At 58.2% G+C, this 23,173-nt stretch carries 20 protein-coding genes; 10 read left to right on the top strand and 10 right to left on the bottom strand.

The window, feature by feature from the left end; all coding sequences use genetic code 11:
• Nucleotide 1: 1 nt before the first annotated feature.
• From coaE to GA0061103_RS31000, 4 genes are read right to left on the bottom strand one after another with little or no spacing between them, the layout of a single operon-like run.
• Nucleotides 2–601: a dephospho-CoA kinase gene (gene coaE / locus GA0061103_RS31015; protein WP_092718685.1), complete on the bottom strand. Its 600-nt coding sequence runs from the start codon at nt 599–601 to the stop codon at nt 2–4.
• A gap of 1 nt (nt 602) precedes the next feature.
• The gene (locus GA0061103_RS31010) at nt 603–1,460 is read right to left on the bottom strand and encodes a shikimate dehydrogenase (protein WP_092718680.1); all 858 of its coding nucleotides are present in this window, start codon (nt 1,458–1,460) and stop codon (nt 603–605) included.
• Nucleotides 1,453–2,052, bottom strand: a complete 600-nt coding sequence (locus GA0061103_RS31005) for a Maf-like protein (protein WP_092718902.1) — start codon at nt 2,050–2,052, stop codon at nt 1,453–1,455. The genes GA0061103_RS31010 and GA0061103_RS31005 overlap by 8 nt, the downstream gene beginning before the upstream one ends.
• A gap of 33 nt (nt 2,053–2,085) precedes the next feature.
• Nucleotides 2,086–2,907 carry a pyruvate, water dikinase regulatory protein gene (locus GA0061103_RS31000; RefSeq protein ID WP_092718676.1) on the bottom strand — a complete coding sequence of 274 codons (822 nt, stop codon included), beginning with the start codon at nt 2,905–2,907 and terminating at the stop codon, nt 2,086–2,088.
• A 401-nt stretch (nt 2,908–3,308) separates the two neighbouring features.
• On the opposite strand from GA0061103_RS31000, the gene hemE reads away from it, so the two are divergent.
• The 8 genes from hemE to GA0061103_RS30960 all read left to right on the top strand — a co-directional run bounded on the left by hemE (nt 3,309) and on the right by GA0061103_RS30960 (nt 12,195).
• Nucleotides 3,309–4,343 carry a uroporphyrinogen decarboxylase gene (gene hemE / locus GA0061103_RS30995; protein ID WP_092718673.1) on the top strand — a complete coding sequence of 345 codons (1,035 nt, stop codon included), beginning with the start codon at nt 3,309–3,311 and terminating at the stop codon, nt 4,341–4,343.
• The gene (hemJ, locus tag GA0061103_RS30990; RefSeq protein ID WP_208603593.1) at nt 4,343–4,888 is read left to right on the top strand and encodes a protoporphyrinogen oxidase HemJ; all 546 of its coding nucleotides are present in this window, start codon (nt 4,343–4,345) and stop codon (nt 4,886–4,888) included. Before hemE ends, hemJ begins: the two co-directional genes overlap by 1 nt.
• A 198-nt stretch (nt 4,889–5,086) precedes the next feature.
• A complete protein-coding gene (rho, locus tag GA0061103_RS30985; protein WP_004127423.1) occupies nt 5,087–6,352 on the top strand; it encodes a transcription termination factor Rho in 1,266 nt (421 codons plus the stop codon).
• Nucleotides 6,353–6,500: 148 nt separating this feature from the next.
• Nucleotides 6,501–7,820 (top strand): tRNA uridine-5-carboxymethylaminomethyl(34) synthesis GTPase MnmE, encoded by a 1,320-nt coding sequence (mnmE, locus tag GA0061103_RS30980; RefSeq protein WP_245304921.1) that lies wholly within the window; start codon nt 6,501–6,503, stop codon nt 7,818–7,820.
• A 107-nt stretch (nt 7,821–7,927) separates the two neighbouring features.
• Nucleotides 7,928–9,808 (top strand): tRNA uridine-5-carboxymethylaminomethyl(34) synthesis enzyme MnmG, encoded by a 1,881-nt coding sequence (gene mnmG / locus GA0061103_RS30975; protein ID WP_092718895.1) that lies wholly within the window; start codon nt 7,928–7,930, stop codon nt 9,806–9,808.
• Between the two features lie 29 nt (nt 9,809–9,837).
• Entirely contained in the window at nt 9,838–10,455 is a 618-nt protein-coding gene (gene rsmG, locus GA0061103_RS30970; RefSeq protein ID WP_092718667.1) for a 16S rRNA (guanine(527)-N(7))-methyltransferase RsmG, read from the top strand.
• A 21-nt stretch (nt 10,456–10,476) separates the two neighbouring features.
• Complete coding sequence (locus GA0061103_RS30965; protein ID WP_092718664.1) at nt 10,477–11,274, top strand: ParA family protein; 798 nt, start codon at nt 10,477–10,479, stop codon at nt 11,272–11,274.
• A gap of 36 nt (nt 11,275–11,310) precedes the next feature.
• Nucleotides 11,311–12,195 (top strand): ParB/RepB/Spo0J family partition protein, encoded by an 885-nt coding sequence (locus GA0061103_RS30960; protein WP_092718661.1) that lies wholly within the window; start codon nt 11,311–11,313, stop codon nt 12,193–12,195.
• Nucleotides 12,196–12,380: 185 nt separating this feature from the next.
• Here the strand turns inward: GA0061103_RS30960 and holA are convergent, their stop codons facing one another.
• From holA to leuS, 3 genes are read right to left on the bottom strand one after another with little or no spacing between them, the layout of a single operon-like run.
• Nucleotides 12,381–13,418, bottom strand: a complete 1,038-nt coding sequence (gene holA / locus GA0061103_RS30955; RefSeq protein WP_092718658.1) for a DNA polymerase III subunit delta — start codon at nt 13,416–13,418, stop codon at nt 12,381–12,383.
• Nucleotides 13,419–13,431: 13 nt separating this feature from the next.
• The gene (locus GA0061103_RS30950; protein WP_092718655.1) at nt 13,432–13,953 is read right to left on the bottom strand and encodes an LPS assembly lipoprotein LptE; all 522 of its coding nucleotides are present in this window, start codon (nt 13,951–13,953) and stop codon (nt 13,432–13,434) included.
• Nucleotides 13,943–16,573 carry a leucine--tRNA ligase gene (gene leuS, locus GA0061103_RS30945; protein WP_092718651.1) on the bottom strand — a complete coding sequence of 877 codons (2,631 nt, stop codon included), beginning with the start codon at nt 16,571–16,573 and terminating at the stop codon, nt 13,943–13,945. Before leuS ends, GA0061103_RS30950 begins: the two co-directional genes overlap by 11 nt.
• 199 nt (nt 16,574–16,772) lie before the next feature.
• Here leuS and GA0061103_RS30940 point away from each other — a divergent pair, with 199 nt between their 5' ends.
• On the top strand, nt 16,773–17,432 hold the full coding sequence (locus tag GA0061103_RS30940) for a YggS family pyridoxal phosphate-dependent enzyme (protein ID WP_092718892.1): 660 nt from the start codon (nt 16,773–16,775) through the stop codon (nt 17,430–17,432).
• Nucleotides 17,433–17,841: 409 nt separating this feature from the next.
• On the opposite strand, the gene GA0061103_RS30935 is transcribed toward GA0061103_RS30940, so the two are convergent.
• Nucleotides 17,842–18,873 carry an IS110 family RNA-guided transposase gene (locus tag GA0061103_RS30935; protein ID WP_092718888.1) on the bottom strand — a complete coding sequence of 344 codons (1,032 nt, stop codon included), beginning with the start codon at nt 18,871–18,873 and terminating at the stop codon, nt 17,842–17,844.
• Nucleotides 18,874–19,209: 336 nt separating this feature from the next.
• Nucleotides 19,210–19,917, bottom strand: a complete 708-nt coding sequence (locus GA0061103_RS30930; RefSeq protein ID WP_075853359.1) for a DUF1013 domain-containing protein — start codon at nt 19,915–19,917, stop codon at nt 19,210–19,212.
• A 224-nt stretch (nt 19,918–20,141) separates the two neighbouring features.
• On the opposite strand from GA0061103_RS30930, the gene acs reads away from it, so the two are divergent.
• The gene (gene acs, locus GA0061103_RS30925) at nt 20,142–22,100 is read left to right on the top strand and encodes an acetate--CoA ligase (RefSeq protein WP_092718647.1); all 1,959 of its coding nucleotides are present in this window, start codon (nt 20,142–20,144) and stop codon (nt 22,098–22,100) included.
• Nucleotides 22,101–22,129: 29 nt separating this feature from the next.
• Here the strand turns inward: acs and GA0061103_RS30920 are convergent, their stop codons facing one another.
• On the bottom strand, nt 22,130–23,155 hold the full coding sequence (locus GA0061103_RS30920; protein WP_092718643.1) for an alpha/beta hydrolase family protein: 1,026 nt from the start codon (nt 23,153–23,155) through the stop codon (nt 22,130–22,132).
• Nucleotides 23,156–23,173: the final 18 nt, after the last annotated feature.

The raw sequence follows: 23,173 nt of genomic DNA, 5'->3' as shown, positions 1-23,173 counted from the left end.
TCTATTTCTCGATCGATGGCTTGTGCCGCAGATCCGCAATGACATCTCTTACCTGCGTGCGTGCTGCATCGATGCTTCCGCCGGTGTCGATGACGTAATCGGCGCGCGCCCGCTTTTCAGCATCCGGCGTCTGCCGGGAGAGAATCATATTGAACTTTTCCTCCGTCATGCCCGGCCGGGCAAGCACCCTCTCCCGCTGAATCTGTGGATCGCAGCTGACGACAACGATCTTATCCACCCTCTTGTCGGCGCCGGTTTCGAAGAGCAGCGGGATATCCAGCACGACCATATCGACGCCAGCCTGGCGTTGATGCTCCAGAAACTGGCGCTCGCGCTCGCGCACGAGCGGATGGACGATGGCTTCGAGACGCTTGAAGCCGGAAGGATCGCCCGTCAGCCTTCGGCTAAGCTCCTGCCGGTCGACTTTGCCGTCAGCCATTGTCCCGGGGAAAGCAGCCTCGACCAAAGAAACGGCTTCGCCGCTATAAAGATCGTGCACGACCGCATCGGAATCGTTCACCGGGATTCCGGCTTCGGCGAAGAGTTTCGCCGAGGTCGACTTTCCCATGCCGATCGATCCCGTCAGTCCGATCCTGATCATGTCAGTGCTTTTCCATATCCGCGATGATTAGAGCTCTCAAGGTTTCATCGACCGCCGGACGCTGTCCGAACCATTTCTCAAAACCCGGCACAGCCTGGTGCAACAACATGCCGAGGCCGTCGACAATGGCAAAACCCTGTTCTTCGGCCTGGGCGAGAAGCGGCGTCTTCAACGGTATATAGACAATGTCGGTAACGACGGCCCCTCCTGCAAGAGGCGAGAAATCGATCCGGGGTGCTGCCTCGCCATCCATGCCGAGCGAGGTCGTATTGATAAAGAGACCGGCACCTCGCATGACCTCGCCGAGTGCAGCCATCGGATGGGCATGGACCCGTTCGCCGAACCGATCTGCCAGTTCCCGCGCGCGCTCGACGGTGCGGTTGACGACGTGAATTTCCTTGAAGCCGCGATCACGTAAGGCCTGGATGACGGCGCGGCTGGCGCCCCCTGCCCCGAGGATGACGGCGCGATCACTGTGATCCCAACCGGGATGACGCTCGTCGAGGTTTGCCGTGAAGCCGCGGCCATCGGTATTGGTCGCGTGCAGCAACCCTCCTTCCAGCCACAGGGTGTTGGAAGCACCGAGCTCTTCCGAAAGTTCATCCGGCCGATCTGCCAGCTTGAAGGCCAGCTCTTTGTGGGGAATCGTGACATTGCCGCCGACGAAGCCGCTGGAGCCATCTTTCAGGGACACGATGAAGGCAGCGAAATCCTCTACGGAAACTTCGTGTGCGCTATAGGTGCCGGCAAGACCGAGCTGCTTCAGCCAGTAACCATGGATCAACGGCGAGCGCGAATGCCTGACCGGATAACCTGTTACGAAAGCGTTTACGCCATGTGTTTCACGTGAATCATCCATCGATCGTCCCCAGCTCACGCAGTTTTTCCAGAAGCGGCAGCATCGGCAATCCGACGATCGTGAAGTAGTCGCCGTTGATTTTGGAGAACAATTGAATGCCCTCACCCTCTAGCTGATAGGCACCGACGCTCGACAATGCCTTTTGGCCAACGCGGCTCAGATGCCGGTGAATGAAGTCGCCCGGTAGCTCCCGCATGGTCAGATCGGCGTGGGACACATGTTCCCAGATAATGTCGCCGTTGCGAGCCAGAGCGATGGCACTGTTCAAGCGATGGGTTTTGCCCGATAGTGTCCGCAGATGGTTTTCCGCATCGGCCATCGACTTCGGCTTGTGAAAGACCTGGGCACCAAGCGACATGGTCTGATCCGAGCCGATAACAAGTGAACCGAGGAAGCGATCGCTCACCTCTTTCGCCTTCGCCTTTGCCAGCACAAGCGCGACCGCATCCGGGCCGGCACCACTCAGTTCCAGCGGTGCTTCGATCGCACGCTCATCGATATCGGCGGCAATAGCCTGAAAATGCAGTCCAGCGTTTTCCATCAGCATCCGCCGGAACGGGCTGGATGACGCAAGGATAAGGGGCGAGGTCATGACGGCTGCCTCCGAGATAATCATGGGGAGCGCTTAGCGCAGCTTGGGGCGCAGGGCAACAATAGCGGCGGCGGTCTCTTCGATCGACCGGCGGGTGACATCGATGATCGGCCAATTGTGCCGCGCGCAGAGAGAGCGGGCATATTTCAGCTCCTCGGAAATCGCTGCTCGATCCGTATAATCACCGCGATCAAAACCGGGTGTGGCGCCGAGAATGCGATTTTCACGAACCTGGGTGATCCGGTCGGTTGTCGCGACCAGCCCGACGATCAGCGGCTTCGTCGCCTTGCTCAGGCTTTCAGGCAAGGGCACGCCATGAACGATCGGAATATTGGCCGTCTTGATGCCACGGTTGGCCAGATAGATGCTCGTCGGCGTTTTCGAGGTGCGGCTGATGCCGATGATGACGACATCCGCATCATCATAATCATCGGGCATCTGGCCGTCGTCATGATCCATGGTGAAGTTCAGCGCCTCGATGCGCGCGAAATAATCCGCATTCATCACATGCTGGGCACCGACGCGACGGCGCGATGCCGTGCCGAGATAGGTCTGGAACACGTTCATGACCGGCTCGAGAACATTGACGCACGGTACACCCATCTCACGGCAGCGCTCGGCGATGAAATCGGCAAGCTCGCGATCGACAATCGTATAGAGCACAATACCGGGGCTGTGATCGATCGCTTCCAATACAGGCAGAAGCTGCTTGCGATTTCTGATCAGCGGATAGACGTGCTCGATCGGCTGGCTGGCATGGAATTGCACGGAAGCGGCGCGGCCGGCAGAAATAAGAGTCTCGCCCGTTGAGTCAGAAATCAGATGCAGATGAAAGAAGCTTGTTCGGTTTTCCACGCTACTTTCCAGCGCCTGTTGATATCTCGGGAGAAAAGAGAGGTACGGGAAGGGGGGCATCATGGGCAAGTGGAAAACGGCCGAGTTTTCCACATTTGGAATTTTCGAGAAAAGGCTCTCGGGGCGGCTGTGGGCAATGTGGACAAGATCAGCAACGCCTCGCCTATCCCCGACTTGTCCCCAGAAGGAGAAAAGCCGAATTTCTCTTCAAGCTCCTCAAAAGATTGAAAAATTATCTTTCTTTTCCACATATCGGCTTGTCTCCGCGAAATCTCTGCAAATTCATGCGCGAGGCGCGACAAATTGGACAGGCAAGGGATGAACTTTAATCCTTGCTACTCACCGACTCTAAGAAATAGAAACCTTTCTATATATCTTTGATTTTATGTAGGACGACGTCTGTGACCGATGAACGCCGGAAGATCATGCGGGTCTTGAGCGGAGAAACGCTGACCCCTCCCCCTCTCTGGCTGATGAGACAGGCAGGCCGTTATCTACCTGAGTATCGTGAAACGCGTGCGAAAGCCGGAAGCTTCCTCGATCTCTGTTATTCGCCGGATCATGCCGTTGAGGTGACGCTGCAGCCGATCCGCCGTTATGGCTTCGATGCTGCCATTCTCTTCTCCGATATTCTCGTCATTCCTGATGCACTGAAGCGCAACGTCCGCTATACCGAGGGTCATGGCCCGGAGATGGATCCGATCGACGAGGCGAACATCCTGGCTTTGAAAGCTGAGGGGGTCGTAGCCTATCTGGAACCCGTCATGGAGACAGTGCGGCGGCTCCGGCGGGACTTGCCCCAGGAAACTACGCTTCTGGGCTTCTGTGGCGCTCCCTGGACCGTTGCGACCTATATGATCGCTGGGCACGGCACGCCGGATCAGGCTCCTGCCCGGCTGTTTGCCTATCGCTATCCCAAGGCCTTCGAACATCTGCTGATGCTGCTTGCGGACATTTCAGCCGATTATCTCGTCGCGCAGATCGATGCCGGTGCCGATGCCGTGCAGATTTTCGATTCCTGGGCCGGCGTGCTTGGCGAGAAAGAATTCGAGGCCTTTGCCATCAGGCCGGTTGCGAAAATGATCGCATCGATCAAGGCGCGGCGGCCTCAGGCAAAAATCATAGCCTTCGCCAAGGGTGCGGGCTATCTGCTGAAAACCTATCGACAGAAGACGGGTGCCGATGCGATCGGCCTCGACTGGTCGGTGCCTTTGGCCTTTGCGCGGGAGCTTCAGAAGGATGGGCCGGTGCAGGGCAATCTCGATCCGATGCGCGTGGTTGCCGGTGGTAAGGCCTTGGATGACGGGATCGACGATATCCTGCAGCAGCTCGGAAATGGCCCGCTGATTTTCAATCTCGGACATGGCATCACGCCGCAGGCCGATCCGGCGAATGTGACAGCACTTGTCGAGCGCGTGCGGGGATGGAGGAACTGATGACGGTGGAAAAGCAGACGGATTCCGCGCCGGGCCAGAAGGCCGGACGACGGGCCTATTTCATGATCTTGATCTTTGCGGTGCTGGCGATCGGTCTTTTCGCCTGGCATCCGGCCGATCTCTATCTCTGGATCAAGGCGCTGCACATCATCGCAGTCATTTCATGGATGGCCGGCATGTTCTATCTGCCGCGGCTGTTCGTCTATCATATCGATGCCGAGCCTGGTTCGCAGCAATCCGAGACCTTCAAGGTGATGGAGCAGCGTCTGCTGCGCTACATCATCACGCCGGCGATGATCCTGACCTGGATCTTCGGGCTCTATCTCGCCTGGTCGGTCTATGATTTCCAGGGCGGCTGGCTGCATGCGAAGATCGGACTTGTCGTCATTCTCTCGGGCGTTCACGGCCATTTCGCCAGCGCGGTGCGCGCCTTTGCGAGAGATGAAAACAAGCATTCAGCGCGTTATTGGCGTATGATGAACGAGGCGCCGACGCTTCTGATGATCGCGATCGTCATTCTCGTCGTGGTGAAGCCGTTTGCGTGAGGTAGGGCTGTATTAGGGGCGACGTTAAATTTCTTTCATTTTGCGTGCCCCCCTTGCGGTTCAGAAAGTGAGTCGCTATTTTCCCGCCATCTTCTCTTCGTGGCATGTATCCATTCTGTCGCCCGCGAGCGCCCCTATCGCGGTTCTGAATACGAGCAACATTGCCTTTCCCCTCCTAAAAAATGAGTAATTCCCTTCATGGCTGAAATGAAGCTTCAGGAACTGAAAAATAAATCCCCGACCGATCTCCTGGCCTTTGCCGAATCGCTCGAGGTGGAAAACGCCAGCACGATGCGCAAACAGGAATTGATGTTTGCGATCCTGAAGGTGCTGGCGAGCCAGGACGTAGAAATCATCGGCGAGGGCGTCGTCGAGGTTCTGCAGGACGGCTTCGGTTTCTTGCGTTCCGCCAACGCAAACTATCTTCCCGGTCCGGACGATATCTATATCTCTCCCTCCCAGATCCGCCGCTTCTCGTTGAAGACCGGCGACACGGTCGAGGGGCCGATCCGCGGACCGAAGGAAGGCGAACGCTATTTTGCCCTCCTGAAAGTCAACACCATCAATTTCGACGATCCGGAAAAGATCCGTCACAAGGTCCACTTCGACAATCTGACGCCACTCTATCCGAACGAGCGGTTCCGTATGGAACTCGACGTTCCCACGTCAAAGGATCTGTCGCCCCGGGTGATCGATCTCGTGGCGCCGCTCGGCAAAGGCCAGCGTGGCCTGATCGTCGCGCCGCCACGCACCGGTAAGACCGTTCTTCTCCAGAACATCGCCCATTCCATCACCGCCAATCATCCGGACTGCTATCTGATCGTTCTTCTGATCGATGAGCGTCCGGAAGAAGTGACCGACATGCAGCGCTCCGTGCGCGGCGAAGTCATCTCGTCGACCTTCGACGAGCCGGCCGTGCGCCACGTCCAGGTCGCGGAAATGGTGATCGAGAAGGCCAAGCGCCTCGTCGAACATGGCCGCGACGTTGTCATCCTGCTCGATTCCATCACTCGCCTCGGCCGCGCCTACAACACCGTCGTTCCCTCCTCCGGCAAGGTTCTGACCGGCGGTGTCGACGCCAACGCTCTGCAGCGCCCGAAGCGTTTCTTCGGCGCCGCCCGTAACATCGAAGAAGGCGGTTCGCTGACGATTATCGCAACGGCGCTGATCGATACCGGCAGCCGCATGGACGAAGTGATCTTCGAAGAATTCAAGGGTACCGGTAACTCGGAAATCGTGCTCGACCGCAAGGTTGCCGATAAGCGCATCTTCCCGGCGATGGATATCCTCAAGTCCGGTACGCGTAAGGAAGACCTCCTCGTGCCGCGCCAGGATCTGCAGAAGATCTTCGTTCTTCGCCGTATCCTCGCGCCAATGGGGACGACCGACGCGATCGAATTCCTGATCGACAAGCTCAAGCAGACGAAGAACAACCCGGATTTCTTCGATTCGATGAATACGTAATCCTTAGCCGGATTCGTCAAATCGCCGCTTTGGCGGTGCTTCCATGGTGTTATGATCGGGCTGCGGATTGCAGCCCGATTTTGTTTTGTGGGATCGGAAGTCGAGATCGAGGGTCGCTCGGCAATCGATTCGGATGCGGATCAATCTTATGCTGACGATGAATGAGACGATCTATGCTTTATCCAGCGGTGGATTGCCAGCCGGCGTTGCCGTGATCCGCATTAGCGGAAATCTTGCGTTCCCTGTTGCTGAATCTCTTGCCGGCGCATTGCCACATCCTCGGAAAGCCGCGCTTAAAACGATTCGGACTCGTAACGATCTAGTGATCGACCGCGGCCTCGTGCTGGTTTTTCCCGGCCCGAGCTCTTTTACGGGTGAAGATTGTGTCGAGATTCATGTTCACGGCGGTAAAGCCGTGGTGAATGCGCTTCTGGAAGAGCTCTCCACCTTCAAGTATTGTCGTTTAGCGGAGCATGGCGAATTCTCGCGGCGTGCCCTTGAGAATGGAAAGATGGATCTGGTGGAGGTGGAAGGCCTTGCCGATCTCATCGGTGCTGAAACGGAGATGCAGCGTCGGCTCGCACTGGAGCATGCGGCCGGCGGCCTATCGGATATCTATAACGGTTGGGCCGACAGGCTGACGCGAGCACGTGCTCTGATCGAGGCAGAACTCGATTTCGCTGATGAAGACGATGTGCCCGGCTCCGTCTCGGAGATGGTATGGGCCGACATGAAGCGGCTGCGTCTTGAAATTTCCGCTCATCTCGCGGGCGCGGATCTCGGCGAGATTATTCGCGATGGCTTGAAGGTGGTGATTGCAGGCGCGCCCAATGCCGGCAAGTCCAGCCTCATGAATGCATTAGCAAAGCGCGAGGTGGCCATCGTCACCGATATAGCCGGAACGACCCGCGACGTGCTGCATGTCGATCTGAATATCGAAGGATATGCCGTCAAGCTTTATGATACGGCTGGCTTGCGGGAAACGGATGAGGTCGTCGAGCGTGAGGGCATTCGACGAGCGCTTCGGACAGTTGCTGATGCGGATCTTGTTCTGTCTCTTGCCGAGATCGGCGGTGAAGCGCAGCGGAATTTTCCGAATTTTGCCGGTAAGGTCCTGACCATCGGTACGAAAGCTGATATCCATGCGGGGAAAGCCAATCAGTATGATTTGCTGATCTCCTCGACCACTGGCTCAGGCCTGGCGGGATTGCATGAGCTTCTTCGACAGGATCTGCAAGCGCGTTCTGGGATGCTGTCGTTGGCTTTACCGAGCCGGCTGCGTCATCGAACATTGCTTGGTGAAAGCCTGCGAGCGGTTGAGGCGGCGCTTGCTTCGGAGAATAGCGGCCTCGATATCAGGGCGGAATATTTACGGCAGGCGGCAACAAGCCTTGGGCGCATCACCGGCCGTGTCGATGTGGAAGATCTGCTGGATGTGATCTTCTCGGAATTCTGCATAGGCAAATGATTCACGTGAAACGGAGGGCCCTAGGCTCTTGACGGACGTTTCACGTGAAACCTTCTTGACTCCTGAAATTGGTGTGCCAAACAAGCGGCACGACCGAGGACTTGATGATGTTCGATAAAGCGTATGATGTGATCGTTGTGGGTGGTGGCCATGCGGGCAGCGAAGCTGCAGCAGCGGCCGCGCGCCTCGGTGCGCGCACGGCATTGGTAACGCATAAGCGCGAGACGATCGGCATCATGTCCTGCAACCCCGCCATCGGTGGTCTCGGCAAAGGTCATCTGGTTCGGGAAATTGACGCGCTTGACGGCTTGATGGGTCGCGTTGCGGATGCGGCTGGCATCCAGTTCCGTATGCTCAATCGCAAGAAGGGTCCCGCGGTGCGCGGTCCACGCACCCAGGCGGACCGCAAGCTCTATCGTCTAGCCATGCAGGCCGAGATCAGCGCGATCGACAATCTTGAGATCATCGAGGGTGATGCTTTCGATCTCGCCTTCGAGCACGGCAGGGTGTCCGCGGTGATCTTGAAGGATGGCCGCGCCATTCGCTGCGGCGCCGTTGTTCTGACCACGGGCACTTTTCTTCGCGGCCTTATTCATATTGGCGACAAGAAGATCCCGGCTGGTCGCGTTGGGGAAGAGCCATCCCTTGGGCTTTCTGCTACATTGCTGCGGCATGGCCTTGCTTTGGGGCGATTGAAAACCGGAACGCCTGCTCGTCTCGACGGCACGACCATCGATTGGGACTCTGTCGGACGTCAGGGTGCGGACGAAGATCCGACCCCCTTCTCTTTCATGACCGATTCCATCGTGAATCCGCAGATCGAATGCGGGGTAACCCGTACGACGCCCGAAACCCACAGGATCATCGCCGAAAACCTGAAGCGTTCGGCGATGTATTCCGGTCAGATCGAAGGCGTGGGACCGCGCTATTGCCCGTCGATCGAAGATAAGATCGTCAAATTCGGCGAACGTGACGGTCATCAGATCTTCCTTGAGCCGGAGGGTTTGGATGACAGCACCGTCTATCCAAACGGCATATCGACCTCCCTGCCCGAGGAGGTCCAGGATGAATTCATCAAGACCATTCCGGGTCTGGAACGAGTCCGGATTCTCCAGCATGCCTATGCGATCGAGTATGATCATGTCGATCCGCGCGAATTGAAGCTATCCCTCGAAGTGGAAAAGATTCCCGGACTTTTCCTCGCTGGCCAGATCAACGGCACCACGGGCTACGAGGAGGCTGGTGCTCAGGGTCTCGTCGCCGGGTTGAATGCGGCACGTCTCGCCAGCGGCGGCAAAGCTATCGAGTTTAGCCGAACGGAATCCTATATCGGTGTGATGATCGACGATTTGACATCTCGGGGTGTGGCGGAACCGTATCGTATGTTCACGTCCCGCGCGGAATATCGCTTGTCGCTCCGCGCTGACAATGCGGATGTTCGTCTTACGCCGATCGGGCTTGCTCTAGGCTGTGTCGGTTTCAGCCGTGCGGCGCGTTTCGGCCAGTATATGAAGAGGCTTGAACAGACACGCGACCAGCTGAGAAGCTTGACCGTGACGCCGAACGAAGCTGAAAAGGCCGGGATGCATCTCAACAAGGACGGACAGCGGCGATCGGCCTATGAGCTTCTTTCTCATCCTGGTCAGTCCGTGGAAAACCTGTCACGGCTCTGGCCGGAGTTGCAATCCATCGAGCGTAACGTGGCCGAGGCCATTGAGATCGAGGCGGCCTATGCTGTCTATATGGATCGCCAGACAGCCGATATCGTTCAGGCTCGCAGGGAAGAAGAGCGCGTCATTCCGGCGGAATTCGATTTTTCCGTCCTTTCGGGATTGTCCAATGAGCTCAAGCAGAAGCTGGGAGCGGCGCGGCCGAGGAATATCGCCCAGGCCTCACGCATTGACGGGATGACGCCGGCGGCTATCTCTTTGCTGCTGGCTTATCTGAGGAAAATGAGCGTACCGGAAGAACAGAAGCTCGTTTCCTGACACCACCACAAGGTTAGAGAGTCCATAGTATGGAATTGAACGGTGTGCGTGTTTCACGTGAAACACAGGAACGGCTGCAGCATTTTGCGCAGCTTTTCCAGAAATGGGCGAAGACCATCAATCTTGTCGCGCCGTCCACGATCGACGATCTCTGGCGTCGCCATATCGCGGATAGTGCGCAGATTTTCCAGCTGCATCCGGCAACCGACCATTGGGTCGATTTGGGGAGCGGTGGCGGATTTCCGGGTGTGATAACGGCAATCCTGTTGGCGGAAAAGGGTGCGGGACACGTCGATCTGGTTGAAAGCAATCAGAAAAAGGCTGCTTTTCTGCGTGTCTGTCTGCGGGAGTGTGCGGCAAGGGGTGCTGTTCATGCTATTCGCATCGAAGAGGCACCGGCAGCGATCCAGACTTGCGACGTTATTTCGGCGCGGGCGCTTGCGGAGCTTGAAATGTTGCTGGATTACGCAGCTCCCTGGTTCGAGCGCAATAAAAATCTGCGCCTCTTTCTGCATAAAGGCCGGGATTACGAACGCGAGCTGCAGAAAGCCCGTGGTCGTTGGGAATTCGATCTGGTAAAACATCAGAGTGTCGTTGAGCGAGATTCCGTCATTCTGGAGCTAAGTCGCCTTCGACGCCTGATTTAACCATAATTGGATGTGCGGCAGATGATCGGCGAGCGAAACCGGATTATTACCATCGCAAATCAAAAGGGCGGCGTCGGCAAAACCACGACCGCGATCAATCTGGCGACGGCTCTTGCCGCCATCGGCGAGCGCGTCCTGATTGTCGATCTCGATCCGCAGGGCAATGCCAGCACGGGATTGGGCATCGAACGACGTGACCGCAAACTGTCTTCCTACGATCTGTTGGTTGGCAGCCACGGGATCATGGATACGGTTCAGGAAACGGCCGTTCCGAATCTCTTCATCGTGCCGTCGACGATGGATCTGCTTGGCGTCGAGATGGAAATCGCGCAGCAATCGGACCGCGTTTTCAAGCTGCGGCGCGCGCTGAATGCCTCGGATGCCCTCGCCTTTTCCTATATTCTGGTGGACTGCCCGCCTTCCTTTAATCTTCTGACGATGAATGCCATGGCCGCGGCCCATTCCGTTTTGGTGCCGTTACAGTGCGAATTTTTCGCCTTGGAAGGCCTCAGCCAGCTGCTGGAGACGGTCGATCAGGTTCGGCGCACGGTCAACCCATCCCTCGACATTCAGGGAATCGTCTTGACCATGTTCGATTCCCGCAACAATCTGGCGCAGCAGGTTGTCACCGATGTACGGACTCATCTTGGCGAGAAGGTCTACCATACGTTGATTCCGCGCAACGTTCGCGTGTCCGAGGCGCCGTCCTACGGCAAGCCCGCCATTCTTTACGATCTGAAGTGCGCAGGCAGCCAGGCCTATCTGCAGCTGGCTTCAGAAGTGATCCAAAGAGAGCGGCAGCGAAAAGCTGCCGCCTGAGATGACCTAGTATTTGTTCCAGAGTGAGTATCGGCGATGAATGATGATCTTTCGAAGCGGCGTCTCGGGCGCGGACTGGCAGCTCTCATCGGAGAGATGGATCAGCCGACGCCCGTGGATGCCGGCAGACCGGCCGTCAATCCCGATCGCCTGGTGCCGATAGAATTCATCAGCCGCAATCCTCGCAATCCTCGCCGCTATTTCGACGAGACCGAGCTGCATGATCTCGCCAGCTCCATTCGCCAGCATGGTATCGTCCAGCCGGTTGTGGTCCGCACGACCTCGTCCGATCGCTATGAGATCATCGCCGGTGAACGGCGCTGGCGGGCGGCGCAACTTGCCGGCCTGATCGAAATCCCAGTCATCGTTCGCGATGTCGATGACAAGACCGCGCTTGAGATCGCCATTGTCGAGAATGTGCAGCGCGCGGACCTCAATCCATTGGAAGAGGCGCTGGGTTACGAGCAGTTGATCGCTGAACATGGCTATACGCAAAACGATCTCGGCGAAATCATCGGCAAGAGCCGCAGCCATGTTGCCAATTCCTTGCGGCTATTGAAGCTTCCTGATCCGGTGCGTGATATGCTTGCTGCAGGCTCGCTTTCCGCCGGTCATGCCCGCGCCCTCGTTTCGACCTCCGATCCGACGGGACTGGCCAGAACTGTTGTTTCCAAGGGCATGTCGGTTCGCGATGCCGAACGTCTTGCGCAGAACGACATCAAGGCTCAGAACGACCCTCGCCCCGCCGGCGCGCGCCGGGATGAGAAGGATTCCGATACGCTGGCGCTCGAGCGCACGCTGTCGGACACGCTGGGGCTCGATGTTTCCATCAATCACCGCGGCAATGGCGGCCAGGTGAAGATCAGCTACAAGACGCTGGAGCAGCTCGAGGAAATCTGCCGGCTTCTGGAGCGCCGTTAGAACGGCTCAGCTCCTCATGGAACGTCAGATCGTTCCAGCTGCTTGCTTCTCCCGATTCCGGACGGAAACCGTGACACGCGTTTCCGGAATTGCGCCGAAGGTTCCTATAGTGCTGCAAAAACAAGGAGATAGGCTGCTACAGCTCCGCTGTGCGTATGCCTAGTCAATCCATTTTCCGTGAAACATCAGCCCCTGCGTGCCGACTGCAGGGTGGTCGCAAGCAGGGTTTGCGTTGCGATCGTGTCTTCGAGGCTCGCACGCTGGCGTGTCTGGAGAATGGCGGATTGCAGCCTGTTCATTTCGCGGGCGATGGCGGGGCCAGACCAGGTCTTGAGGGCCTGTTCTATGATCGGCTTGCGCCTGAAATGCAGATGGCGCCCGTGCGTCTGCATGACCTGTGCCGGGGCAACACGCTTTTCATCCATTTCGGCTCGCATCGTATCGAGCATCTGAAATTGCCGCAGACAGCCCTGCAGCACGAGAAACATCGGAGTCTTTGAGGAGGCGATCTTCTGCATGGCATGCAGAAAGGCCTCGGAGTCTCCCTTCAAGATGGCATCGACGGCATCGTCAGTGGAAATTGCACTGGCATCACCGATGATCTCCATGACATGGTTCTCTTCGATCGTGCCCTGCCCACGGCAGTAAAGCGCCAGCTTGCGCACCTCGTTACGGGAGGCGATCCGGTCGCCGCCCAGAAGCTCGAGCAATGTCTGACGGGCTGTCGGGGCGATGCGCAACCCTTCATTTGCCAGTTCCGTATCGATCAAACCATTCAGCGCTCTGGCATCGTCGGCATAGCAAGGAATGGTTGCGACAGAACGCGCCGGTTCTGCCACCTTGCGCAGACCCGCGCCCTTCTTCAGGTCGCCGGCTTCGATGATGACGAAGCTCGCTTCCGGCGGGTTTTCGGCAATGATCTGTAGCGAATCGACCAATGCTTTTTCATTGGCGGCGCCGCGAATCCAGACGAGCTTTTCGCCGCCGAACAGACCGATGGCGTTGACTTCGTCGAGCAGGCGTCCTGCATCGTTCTGCAGGTCACCGACGTCGAGTTTGATGAGGGAAAAGGCATCATTGAGATCGACGCCGGTTTTGGCGGCGATCTGTGCGGCCCGTTCGGAAACGAGGCCGCGATCCGGGCCATAGATCACGAAGACCCGATAATTGCGCGCGGCATTTTGCAGGAATCCATCAAATTCGTGAGACTTGATTTCCGCCATGCCGCGCTCTTTATCAGCGGCTGAGCGCGGCAGCGATGTCGGCTGCGACCATTTCGGCAACTTCGCGGGCCGCACGGTCTTCCGAATCACGGATTGCGCGCTGCTTGGCGAATTCCTGGGTCGGGAAGTCGACGAGAGACGTCACCGCACGGCTACCCGATTTGATAACCTTGCCGGTGCCAATTTCCTTCAAGGTGAAGGAGGCGGTCACAGTCGTGCGGCCTGCGCCCGACGTGCTCGAAGACGGAAGATAAAGCACACCGCCAGTGCCGGAACTGACGCTCAGATCGACATTATATTTCGGCGTCTTGGTCTCGCCTGCGCCGCGCCCCGCGATGAAGATCAGCTGGTTGCGCACCTGGAGACCGACGCGCGAGCCGACATCGGAGAAGGACACTTCCGATAGCTTCTGCGTGACACCGGTGCTGACGGCATAAAGCGGCCGAACCTGGCAAGCAGAGAGAAGGCCGGCAACGGCCACAAGCGACGCTACGCCGGCAATGCGGGCGAACTTGAAAAGACTATCAGACGACAATGTTTACGATCCTCTGTGGAACGACGATGATCTTCTTTGGCGCCTGACCATTCAATGCGCTTGTGACGGCGTCCAGGGCGAGCACGGCTTGCTGCACGGCATTCTGATCTGCATCGCGCGCGATTGTCAATTCGGCGCGCTTCTTGCCGTTGATCTGAACGGGATAGACGATCTCATTCTCGATAACGAGTGCTTCGTCGTAAACCGGCCACGGGCTGGTTGCGATCATATGCGTGTTGCCGAGTGCGGCAGAGCATTCTTCGGCCAGATGCGGCGTGATCGGCGCGACCAACGCAATCAGGATTTCCACGGCTTCGCGTACGGCAGAGCGATAGGTGCTATCCGCCTGGCCGGCTGCGACCTTGCCCAGTGGGGCGGCCAGCGCATTGACGAATTCATAGATGCGCGCCACGGCCTTGTTGAAGGCGAGCTTGTCGTAATCGCCCTGAACCGCCTTCAGCGTGCGATGCGCGATCTGCGAAATCGCCAGCGCTTCGCCTTCCTTAGCCGGAGTCGATTCAGCTGTTTTCAAGGCATCGGCCGCTTCGGAGACCAGGCGCCACATGCGCTGGGTGAAGCGATGCGCACCTTCGACACCGGCTTCCGACCAGATGACGTCGCGGTCTGGCGGCGAATCGGACAGCACGAAGAAGCGCGCGGTATCGGCGCCGTAGGACGCGATGATGTCATCGGGATCGACGACATTCTTCTTCGACTTCGACATCTTCTCGATCGAGCCGATGGCGATATCTTCGCCGGTCGAAAGCAAGGTGGCGCGACGCTGACCGTCCACCTCTTCGATGCTGATATCGGCCGGTGACACCCATTCGCGCGTCAGGCCCGAGCCGCGGCTATAGGTCTCGTGCACCACCATCCCTTGCGTGAACAGGCCCTTGAAGGGCTCCTTCACATCGAGATGGCCGGTTTCACGCATGGCGCGGGTGAAGAAGCGCGAATAGAGCAGATGCAGGATCGCATGCTCGATGCCGCCAATATACTGATCGACAGGCAGCCAGTGATTAGCGGCCTTCGGGTCCGTCGGCTGGTTTTCCCAAGGGGCGGTGAAGCGGGCATAATACCAGCTCGAATCGACGAAGGTATCCATCGTATCGGTTTCACGACGGGCGTCCTTGCCGCATTGCGGGCAGGCGACGTGGCGCCATGTGGCATGGCGATCAAGCGGATTGCCGGGCTGGTCGAAAGTGACGTCGTCGGGCAACCGGACCGGCAGGTCCTGTTTCGGCACCGGCAGCAAGCCGCAATCGTCGCAATGGATCACCGGGATCGGGCAGCCCCAATAGCGCTGGCGGGAAATGCCCCAGTCGCGCAGGCGGAAATTCACCTTGCGTTCGGCCTGTGGCGTATTGCCAAGGCTCGTCTCGGAGAGCTTCGTCGCCACGGTTTCGAAGGCTTCTTCGGTGCTCATGCCGTCGAGGAAGCGCGAATTGATCATGACGCCATCGCCGTCATAGGCGACATCGCCGACGGTGAAGCTTGCGGCATCGCCATCCCTAGGCATGACCACGGGAACGACGGGCAGGCCGTATTTACGGGCGAAATCCAGGTCGCGCTGGTCGCCGGACGGGCAGCCGAAGATGGCGCCGGTGCCATAGTCCATCAGTACGAAATTGGCGATGTAGACGGGCAGCTCCCAAGACGAATCAAAGGGGTGGCGAACACGGATGCCGGTGTCCATGCCCTTCTTCTCGGCTGTTTCGAGCGCGGCGAGCGAAGTGCCGGCGCGGCGGCATTCCTCACAGAAGGCCTCGATTGCCGGGTCCTTGGCAGCCGCTTCCTTGGCGAGTGGATGGTCGGCCGAGATCGCCAGGAAGGATGCGCCGAACAGCGTATCGGGACGGGTCGTGTAGACAGTGATCTCGCGGTCGCTGTTGGGAGCGGTTTCGGCCACGATTTCCCAGCGAACGGTCAAACCTTCTGAGCGGCCGATCCAGTTCTTCTGCATCAGCCGCACTTTTTCCGGCCAATGATCGAGCGTATCCAGGGCATCAAGCAGCTCCTGGCTGAATTCCGTGATCTTGAAGAACCACTGCGTCAGCTCGCGCTGCTCGACGAGAGCGCCGGAACGCCAGCCGCGGCCGTCGATGACCTGCTCGTTGGCGAGAACGGTGTTGTCGACCGGGTCCCAGTTGACCTTGGACTTCTTGCGATAGACCAGACCCTTCTCCATCATATCGATGAAGAGCATCTGCTGGCGGTGATAATAATCGACATCGCAGGTGGCGAACTCGCGGCTCCAGTCGAGCGACAGGCCCATGGCCTTCAGCTGGGTGCGCATCGAGGCGATGTTCTGGTAGGTCCATTCCTTTGGATGCACCTTGTTGTCGCGCGCAGCGTTTTCCGCCGGCATGCCAAAGGCGTCCCAGCCCATGGGATGCAGCACGTTGTAGCCGCGCGCGCGCTTATAGCGGGCGACGACATCGCCCATGGCGTAGTTGCGCACATGGCCCATGTGAATGCGGCCCGACGGATAGGGAAACATTTCTAGAACGTAGTATTTCTCACGCGGATCGGCGTTGTCGGTCACGAAGACTTCGTCTTCGTTCCATTTTTCCTGCCAGCGGGGCTCGGCGTCGCGCGGATTATAACGTTCGATAGTCATCTGATCTTGTATTCCGGAAAATCATGGGGATTAAGGCGTGACCTTCACCACGAAACCACCCAAGCGTCAAGTTTAGCAGGTGCGGCAAGTGCCTTATCTTGCAAAGCAAAGCCGGATTCGAGCGCATTCGCCCTTGGCAATGCCTGCAAGCCGCATTACTGCAAAGTTTGAGAAGCAAGCCAAATATCGAGGCGAAAAGATGGAACTTCAAGAGCGCCTGAACGAAGTCCGTTCCCATATCGCGGCGGCCGAGCGCCAGGCGAGCCGGCCAAGTGGGGCCGTGCAGCTCGTTGCCGTTTCCAAGACCTTCGATGCCGATCAGATCCGCTCGGCGATTTCCGCCGGCCAGCGCGTGTTCGGCGAGAACCGGGTGCAGGAAAGCCAGGGCAAGTGGCCGGAGCTGAAGGCGGAGACGCCCGGGATCGAACTGCACCTGATCGGGCCGCTGCAATCGAACAAGGCTGCCGACGCGGTGGCGCTGTTCGATATCATCGAAACCATCGATCGGGAAAAGATTGCGCGCGCCATCGCCGATGAAATGAAGCGGCAGGGCAAGGTTTTGCGGCTCTACGTGCAGGTCAACACCGGCTTGGAGCCGCAAAAGGCAGGCATTGCGCCCGATGATACCGTCGCTTTCGTCGAGCTGTGCCGCAACGAGCTTGGACTTTCGATCGAGGGCCTGATGTGCATTCCGCCGGCCGAGGAAAATCCGGGACCGCATTTTGCCTTGCTGGCAAAGCTCGCCAAGCAGGCCCGCGTCGAAAAGCTTTCGATGGGCATGTCCAGCGACTATGAAATTGCCGTCGCCTTTGGCGCGACAAGCGTTCGCGTTGGTTCTGCGATCTTTGGGGCGCGGTAGTTCTATCGATAATAAAAAGCCATGGCGTCATCGGGCGGGCGAAGATGTGTTTTGGTCAATCCACCACCCGTCCTCGTGGTTGTCTAATCGCATTCCATCCGTCAAGCTGGTTTTGGCATTTAACGACCTTGCCGGCTTGCGGGTTTAGGCAACGCGGCTGAACCGATTGAGTGGATCTGCCCTCTCCGGCCATGTCCTTCTGAGCTATCCAGTGCTGGGAGCAGGGTTGTCTCCGCGGTCGACAAATGCCGCCGCACAATGGTCTTCGCAGGTGGGATCTTCCTAATGTTCGAGGCGCAGTCTCAACGAGCTGCAGCCACTAGAAGCGGAATGATCCTGCCCACGTCCGCAGCAGGGACGCTCAGCACCAAAGTTAAGTGGCGCGCTGAGGGACGAAGGCTGAGCGTGCCTATAGAGTCGCGCCAGCCGATGCGTTGAACACTACTCCCGTCTTGAGCATGCTGTGCATGATGACCGCGAGTTTCCGGGCGACGGCCACAGCGGCCCGCTTGAAGCCAAGTCGCTCGCGCAGCTTAAGTCCCCAACGCTTGAGGCTGCTCTCGGTCCTGGCACTGGTTCTCGTCAGCAGCGTTGTCGCTGCTTCGTAAAGCAACCCACGTAAGCGATTGTCACCCCCGCGCGAGATATGGCCGTCATAATCGACCTCGCCTGATTGGTAGCGCCGGGTTGTCAACCCAAGCCAAGCGCCCACCGAGCGCGACGTTCGAAAGTTTTCCGGATTTTCAATTGCCGTAACGTAGGACACCGCGGTAACCGCGCCGATTCCCGGAATTGTCATCAATAGCTTCGTGGCGCCGCTCGTACGTGCCGCAATCAGCAGCTGGCGACCAAGATAGGCTGCACGTTTGCGGATATCGTGCCACGCCTCCAAAAGAGGCAAGATAATCTTCGCAAGCTCGTTGTTCCCATCCAAAAGCTTCCGTACATCACCATCAAATACTCGACCCTTCGCTTTCGGGACGATCAAACCGAAGGTTTTCATCAGACCGCGGATTTGATTGCCGAGTCGTGTTGAGATGTTCAGGAGCTGTTCGCGGGCAGCCACCAACGTGCGGGCCATCATGGCGTCAAACGACTTGACGCGAACCGTTTTGTAAAAGCCTGCTTCAGCGAGTTGAGCTAAGCCGTCCGCATCGTTGACATCAGTTTTGTTGAGCGTCTCGTTCAATACCTTTTGCGCGTGCCGCGCTTCAATGCAGATCGCAGGAACCCCCTCGGTCGTCAGCGCGTGATAGAACCACGTCGACAGCGGTCCCGTTTCGAATACGACGCGCCGAGCGCGCGGAGCATGCTTGCGGATCATCTCTGCCAGAAGTTTTGGATCCGAAGGGCACTTCCCCCGCCAGACCCGCTTGCCGTTCTCCCGGATCGATATCGCGGTATCTTTCAATGAAACATCAAGCCCAATATACTGGTTCATGGTTGCCTCCATCCGATGTTTGAGCCCGGTTCCAATCGAGAGCCCGTTTTTCCATCTTATCGGGGGCAACCACCCTCGCCAGCCCAAAAAGCCAGGGCGAGATCGCGCCGCGATTACTCCATGTTCGAGGCTTCGGCCTCATGGCCTACGCACCTCACCATGAGGACTAATCTCCTGCGCAAGACAGCAATACTAAGCTAGCTTCACAAGACGGGTGCGCCCCATCCTCACCCTGAGGAGCGAAGCCTCGAAGGGCGAGGATGGGGCGCTCTCTCCGACCAACAAAAAAGCCCCGGTTCGTCCGGGGCTTTGCATTCTTAACCGCTATGCCGGATCTTAGAACTGATCGTCGTCCTCGTCGTCGCGGCTGGTCGACTTCAGCGACTTGAGCTTGGCGAAAACGGCGTCGGCGTCGATTTCCTTTTCCTTCTCTTCTTCGCGCTCATAGCTGAAGCCGAGCTTCTCGGTTTCCTGAGCCGGCTGCAGGGTCGCGCCGAGTTCGGCAGCGGTCGGCAGCGGACGGCCCTTGGCGGCCTTTTCGACTTCCATGTCGAGATCGATCTGGCTGCAGAGGCCGAGCGTTACCGGGTCCATCGGCGCCAGGTTGGCCGAGTTCCAGTGCGTGCGGTCGCGTATCTGCTCAATGGTCGACTTGGTGGTGCCGACTAGGCGGGAAATCTGCGCATCCTTCAGTTCCGGATGGTTGCGCACCAGCCAGAGGATGGCGTTCGGGCGGTCCTGACGCTTGGAAACCGGGGTGTAGCGTGGGCCGCGGCGCTTTGATTCCGGCACGCGAACCTTTGGCTCGGAAAGCTTCAGCTTATGGTTCGGATTGGCTTCCGCACGGGCGATTTCATCGCGGGTCAGCTGGCCGGTCGAGATCGGGTCGAGGCCCTTGATGCCCTGCGCTGCTTCGCCATCGGCAATGGCCTTCACTTCGAGCGGATGCAACTTGCAGAACTGCGCGATCTGGTCGAATGACAAGGCCGTATTGTCGACAAGCCAGATGGCAGTTGCCTTCGGCATGAGCAATTGTTGAGCCATGGATATAGTCCTTCTGTCAGTCCGCGCCGGTGTCGCGGTCCGGGGTGTAACACCACATTGTCCGGGAAATACGGCCCTATATAGCGATAGTGTCGCGTAATTGCAATTCTTTGCGCATGAAATGCACTTTGTCCAATTGCTGTCGTAGTTTGACCTGCTATTTATTGCGCGGAAAGAGCACTCGCGGTTACAAATCGGAGTGCTAGGGATTTGAGGAGGAAACAATGTCGGAGAAGATCCATCCCGTGACGAAACCGGTCAAGGCGCATGCCCTGATCGACAAGGCGAAGTACCAGAAATGGTATGAGCAGAGCGTCGAGGATCCCGACAAATTCTGGGGCAAGCACGGCAAACGCATCGACTGGTTCAAGCCCTACACGAAGGTCAAGAACACGTCCTTTACCGGCAAGGTCTCGATCAAATGGTTCGAGGATGGCGTCACCAACGTCTCCTACAATTGCATCGACCGACATCTGAAGAAGCACGGTGATCGCGTCGCCTTCATCTGGGAAGGCGACAATCCCTATATCGACAAGAAGATCACTTATAACGAGCTCTACGAGCAGGTCTGCCGGCTGGCGAATGTTCTGAAGAAGCACGGTGTCAAGAAGGGCGACCGCGTTACCATCTATATGCCGATGATCCCCGAGGCAGCCTATGCGATGCTGGCCTGCGCCCGCATCGGTGCGGTGCATTCGGTCGTCTTCGGCGGCTTCTCGCCGGAAGCGCTCGCCGGCCGCATCGTCGACTGCGCCTCGACCGTCGTCATCACCTGCGATGAAGGTGTCCGCGGTGGCAAGTCCATTCCGCTGAAGGAAAATACCGATACGGCGATCAAGATCGCAGCCAAGCAGAAGGTCGCGGTCAAGACCGTGATCGCGGTGCGGCGTACCGGCGGCAAGGTTGCCTGGGAGCCGGGCCGCGACGTCTGGTATCACGAGGAAACCGCCAAGGTGAAGGCGGATTGCCCGCCAGCCAAGATGAAGGCGGAAGACCCGCTCTTCATTCTCTATACCTCCGGCTCGACCGGCAAGCCGAAGGGCGTGCTGCACACGACGGCCGGCTATCTCGTCTATGCGGCGATGACGCATGAATATACGTTCGACTATCATCCCGGCGATATCTATTGGTGCACGGCCGATGTCGGTTGGGTCACCGGGCATTCCTACATCGTCTACGGGCCGCTCGCGAACGCCGCGACCTCGCTGATGTTCGAAGGCGTGCCGAACTACCCGGACCAGGGCCGTTTCTGGGATGTGATCGACAAGCACAAGGTCAACATCTTCTACACGGCGCCGACTGCGATCCGTTCACTGATGGGTGCCGGCGATCAGTTCGTCAAGCGCGCCTCGCGCTCCAGCCTGCGCCTGCTTGGCACGGTTGGCGAACCCATCAATCCGGAAGCATGGGAATGGTATTACAAGGTGGTCGGCGACGGCCGCTGCCCGATCGTCGATACCTGGTGGCAGACCGAAACCGGCGGCCACATGATCACCCCGCTTCCGGGCGCGACCGATCTGAAGCCCGGCTCGGCCACCCTGCCCTTCTTCGGCGTCCAGCCGCAGCTGGTCGACAATGAAGGCAATGTGCTCGAAGGTGCTGCCGACGGCAATCTTGTCATCGCCGATAGCTGGCCCGGCCAGATGCGTACGGTCTACGGCGACCATGAGCGCTTCATCCAGACCTACTTCTCCACCTACAAGGGCAAGTATTTCACCGGCGACGGCTGCCGCCGCGACGAGGATGGCTATTACTGGATCACCGGCCGCGTCGACGACGTGCTCAACGTCTCGGGCCATCGTCTCGGCACGGCCGAGGTCGAATCAGCGCTGGTTTCGCACAAGCATGTGTCGGAAGCCGCCGTCGTCGGCTATCCGCATTCGATCAAGGGCCAGGGCATCTATTGCTATGTGACGCTAATGGTCGGCCTGGAAGGCTCGGATGCGCTGCGGCAGGAGCTGGTGAAACATGTTCGCACCGAAATCGGCCCGATCGCCTCGCCGGACAAGATCCAGTTCACCCCCGGCCTGCCGAAAACCCGCTCGGGCAAGATCATGCGCCGCATCCTGCGCAAGATCGCTGAAGACGATTTCGGCGCGCTTGGCGATACCTCGACGCTTGCCGACCCGGCTGTCGTCGATGATCTGATCGCCAACAGGCAGAACAAGGCGGATGCGGCGTAAGTCGAGCCAGAGGTATTAGGAATACGACGTTAGGCGAGAGCTTGGCTCTCGCCTAAATTTCCTCTTCTCGCAGCGGTGAAAAAAGCAACTGCGATTTGCGCCACATGATTGTGCACATTTTCCCGCACTACGCCTGCGGCGTCGGTAAAGACCGCCGGCGAGACCCTCAGGCCCAGCAGTGTGGGCTCGGGTAAAAAAGTATAGTGCCCCACCCCGCCACTCATGATTTCGAGGGAGCTGGAGCGCACATTTTCGTGGAGCCATGTGCAGCATTCGTGGGCCGGCGCTATGACATCTGCGTCGCCGCCAACGACCTGAACGGGCGTTGTTATTTCCTCGAGGCTTTCTCTGGCAAAGCCGAGAACCGACCGGCCCGGCGCGATCGCCAAGGCGGCTTTCAATCTGTCATCCCTGAAACTGTCTCGTCGTCGATTCCATGATTCCAAGAATATCTCGTCTTGGAGAAGCGAAGGAATGTGATCCGCCAAATCAGGGAATTCTCTCGGCCCTCGTATGGGGCTCTTTTGAGGATTGTCCGGCTCGAACTGAGAATAGGCAACGCGCGCGCCGACAAGCAACATCGCGGTATAGGCGCCTGCAGAGAAACCGGCGACGCAGGCATGGTTTTCGATGGTCCCGCCCAAAACCTCTCTCCAGTCATTGGCACCAAGCAAGGCAGTCAGATCGGCCGCTCGCTCCCAGAGGCAGAGGAACCCTTCGGCTCGGTACGGTTCTGAACCTGTATGGCCGTGATGATCGATGCCCAAGGCCACAAAGCCTGATTGCGCCAAGCGATGCCCGAGCCATTCTAGTCCGATGGCAAGGCCGCCCGATCCATGAGACAGCAACACCAGGGGGCGCGGATCGGTGGATTTCTTCATCGGCGCGTTGGGCGCGACCGGCTTTTGCTTGAACCAGGACGGCGAAGGTGCAATTTCGTCTGCATCATCATCAGCCGGATACCACGCGCACCAAGCCAAAGGGCGATAGCCCGTACGGCCCCAGTTTGTGCGCTTCCTATCAAAGGACAGACCTTGAGAGAAACCTACAGGCATTGTTCTCTCTTCGAATGG

The organism is Martinezella multihospitum, assembly GCF_900094585.1.
GTDB classification, from domain to species: Bacteria; Pseudomonadota; Alphaproteobacteria; order Rhizobiales; family Rhizobiaceae; genus Rhizobium; species Rhizobium multihospitium.
Note: the sequence above shows the minus strand (reverse complement) of the source record. Positions and strands in the feature narration are given on the sequence as shown.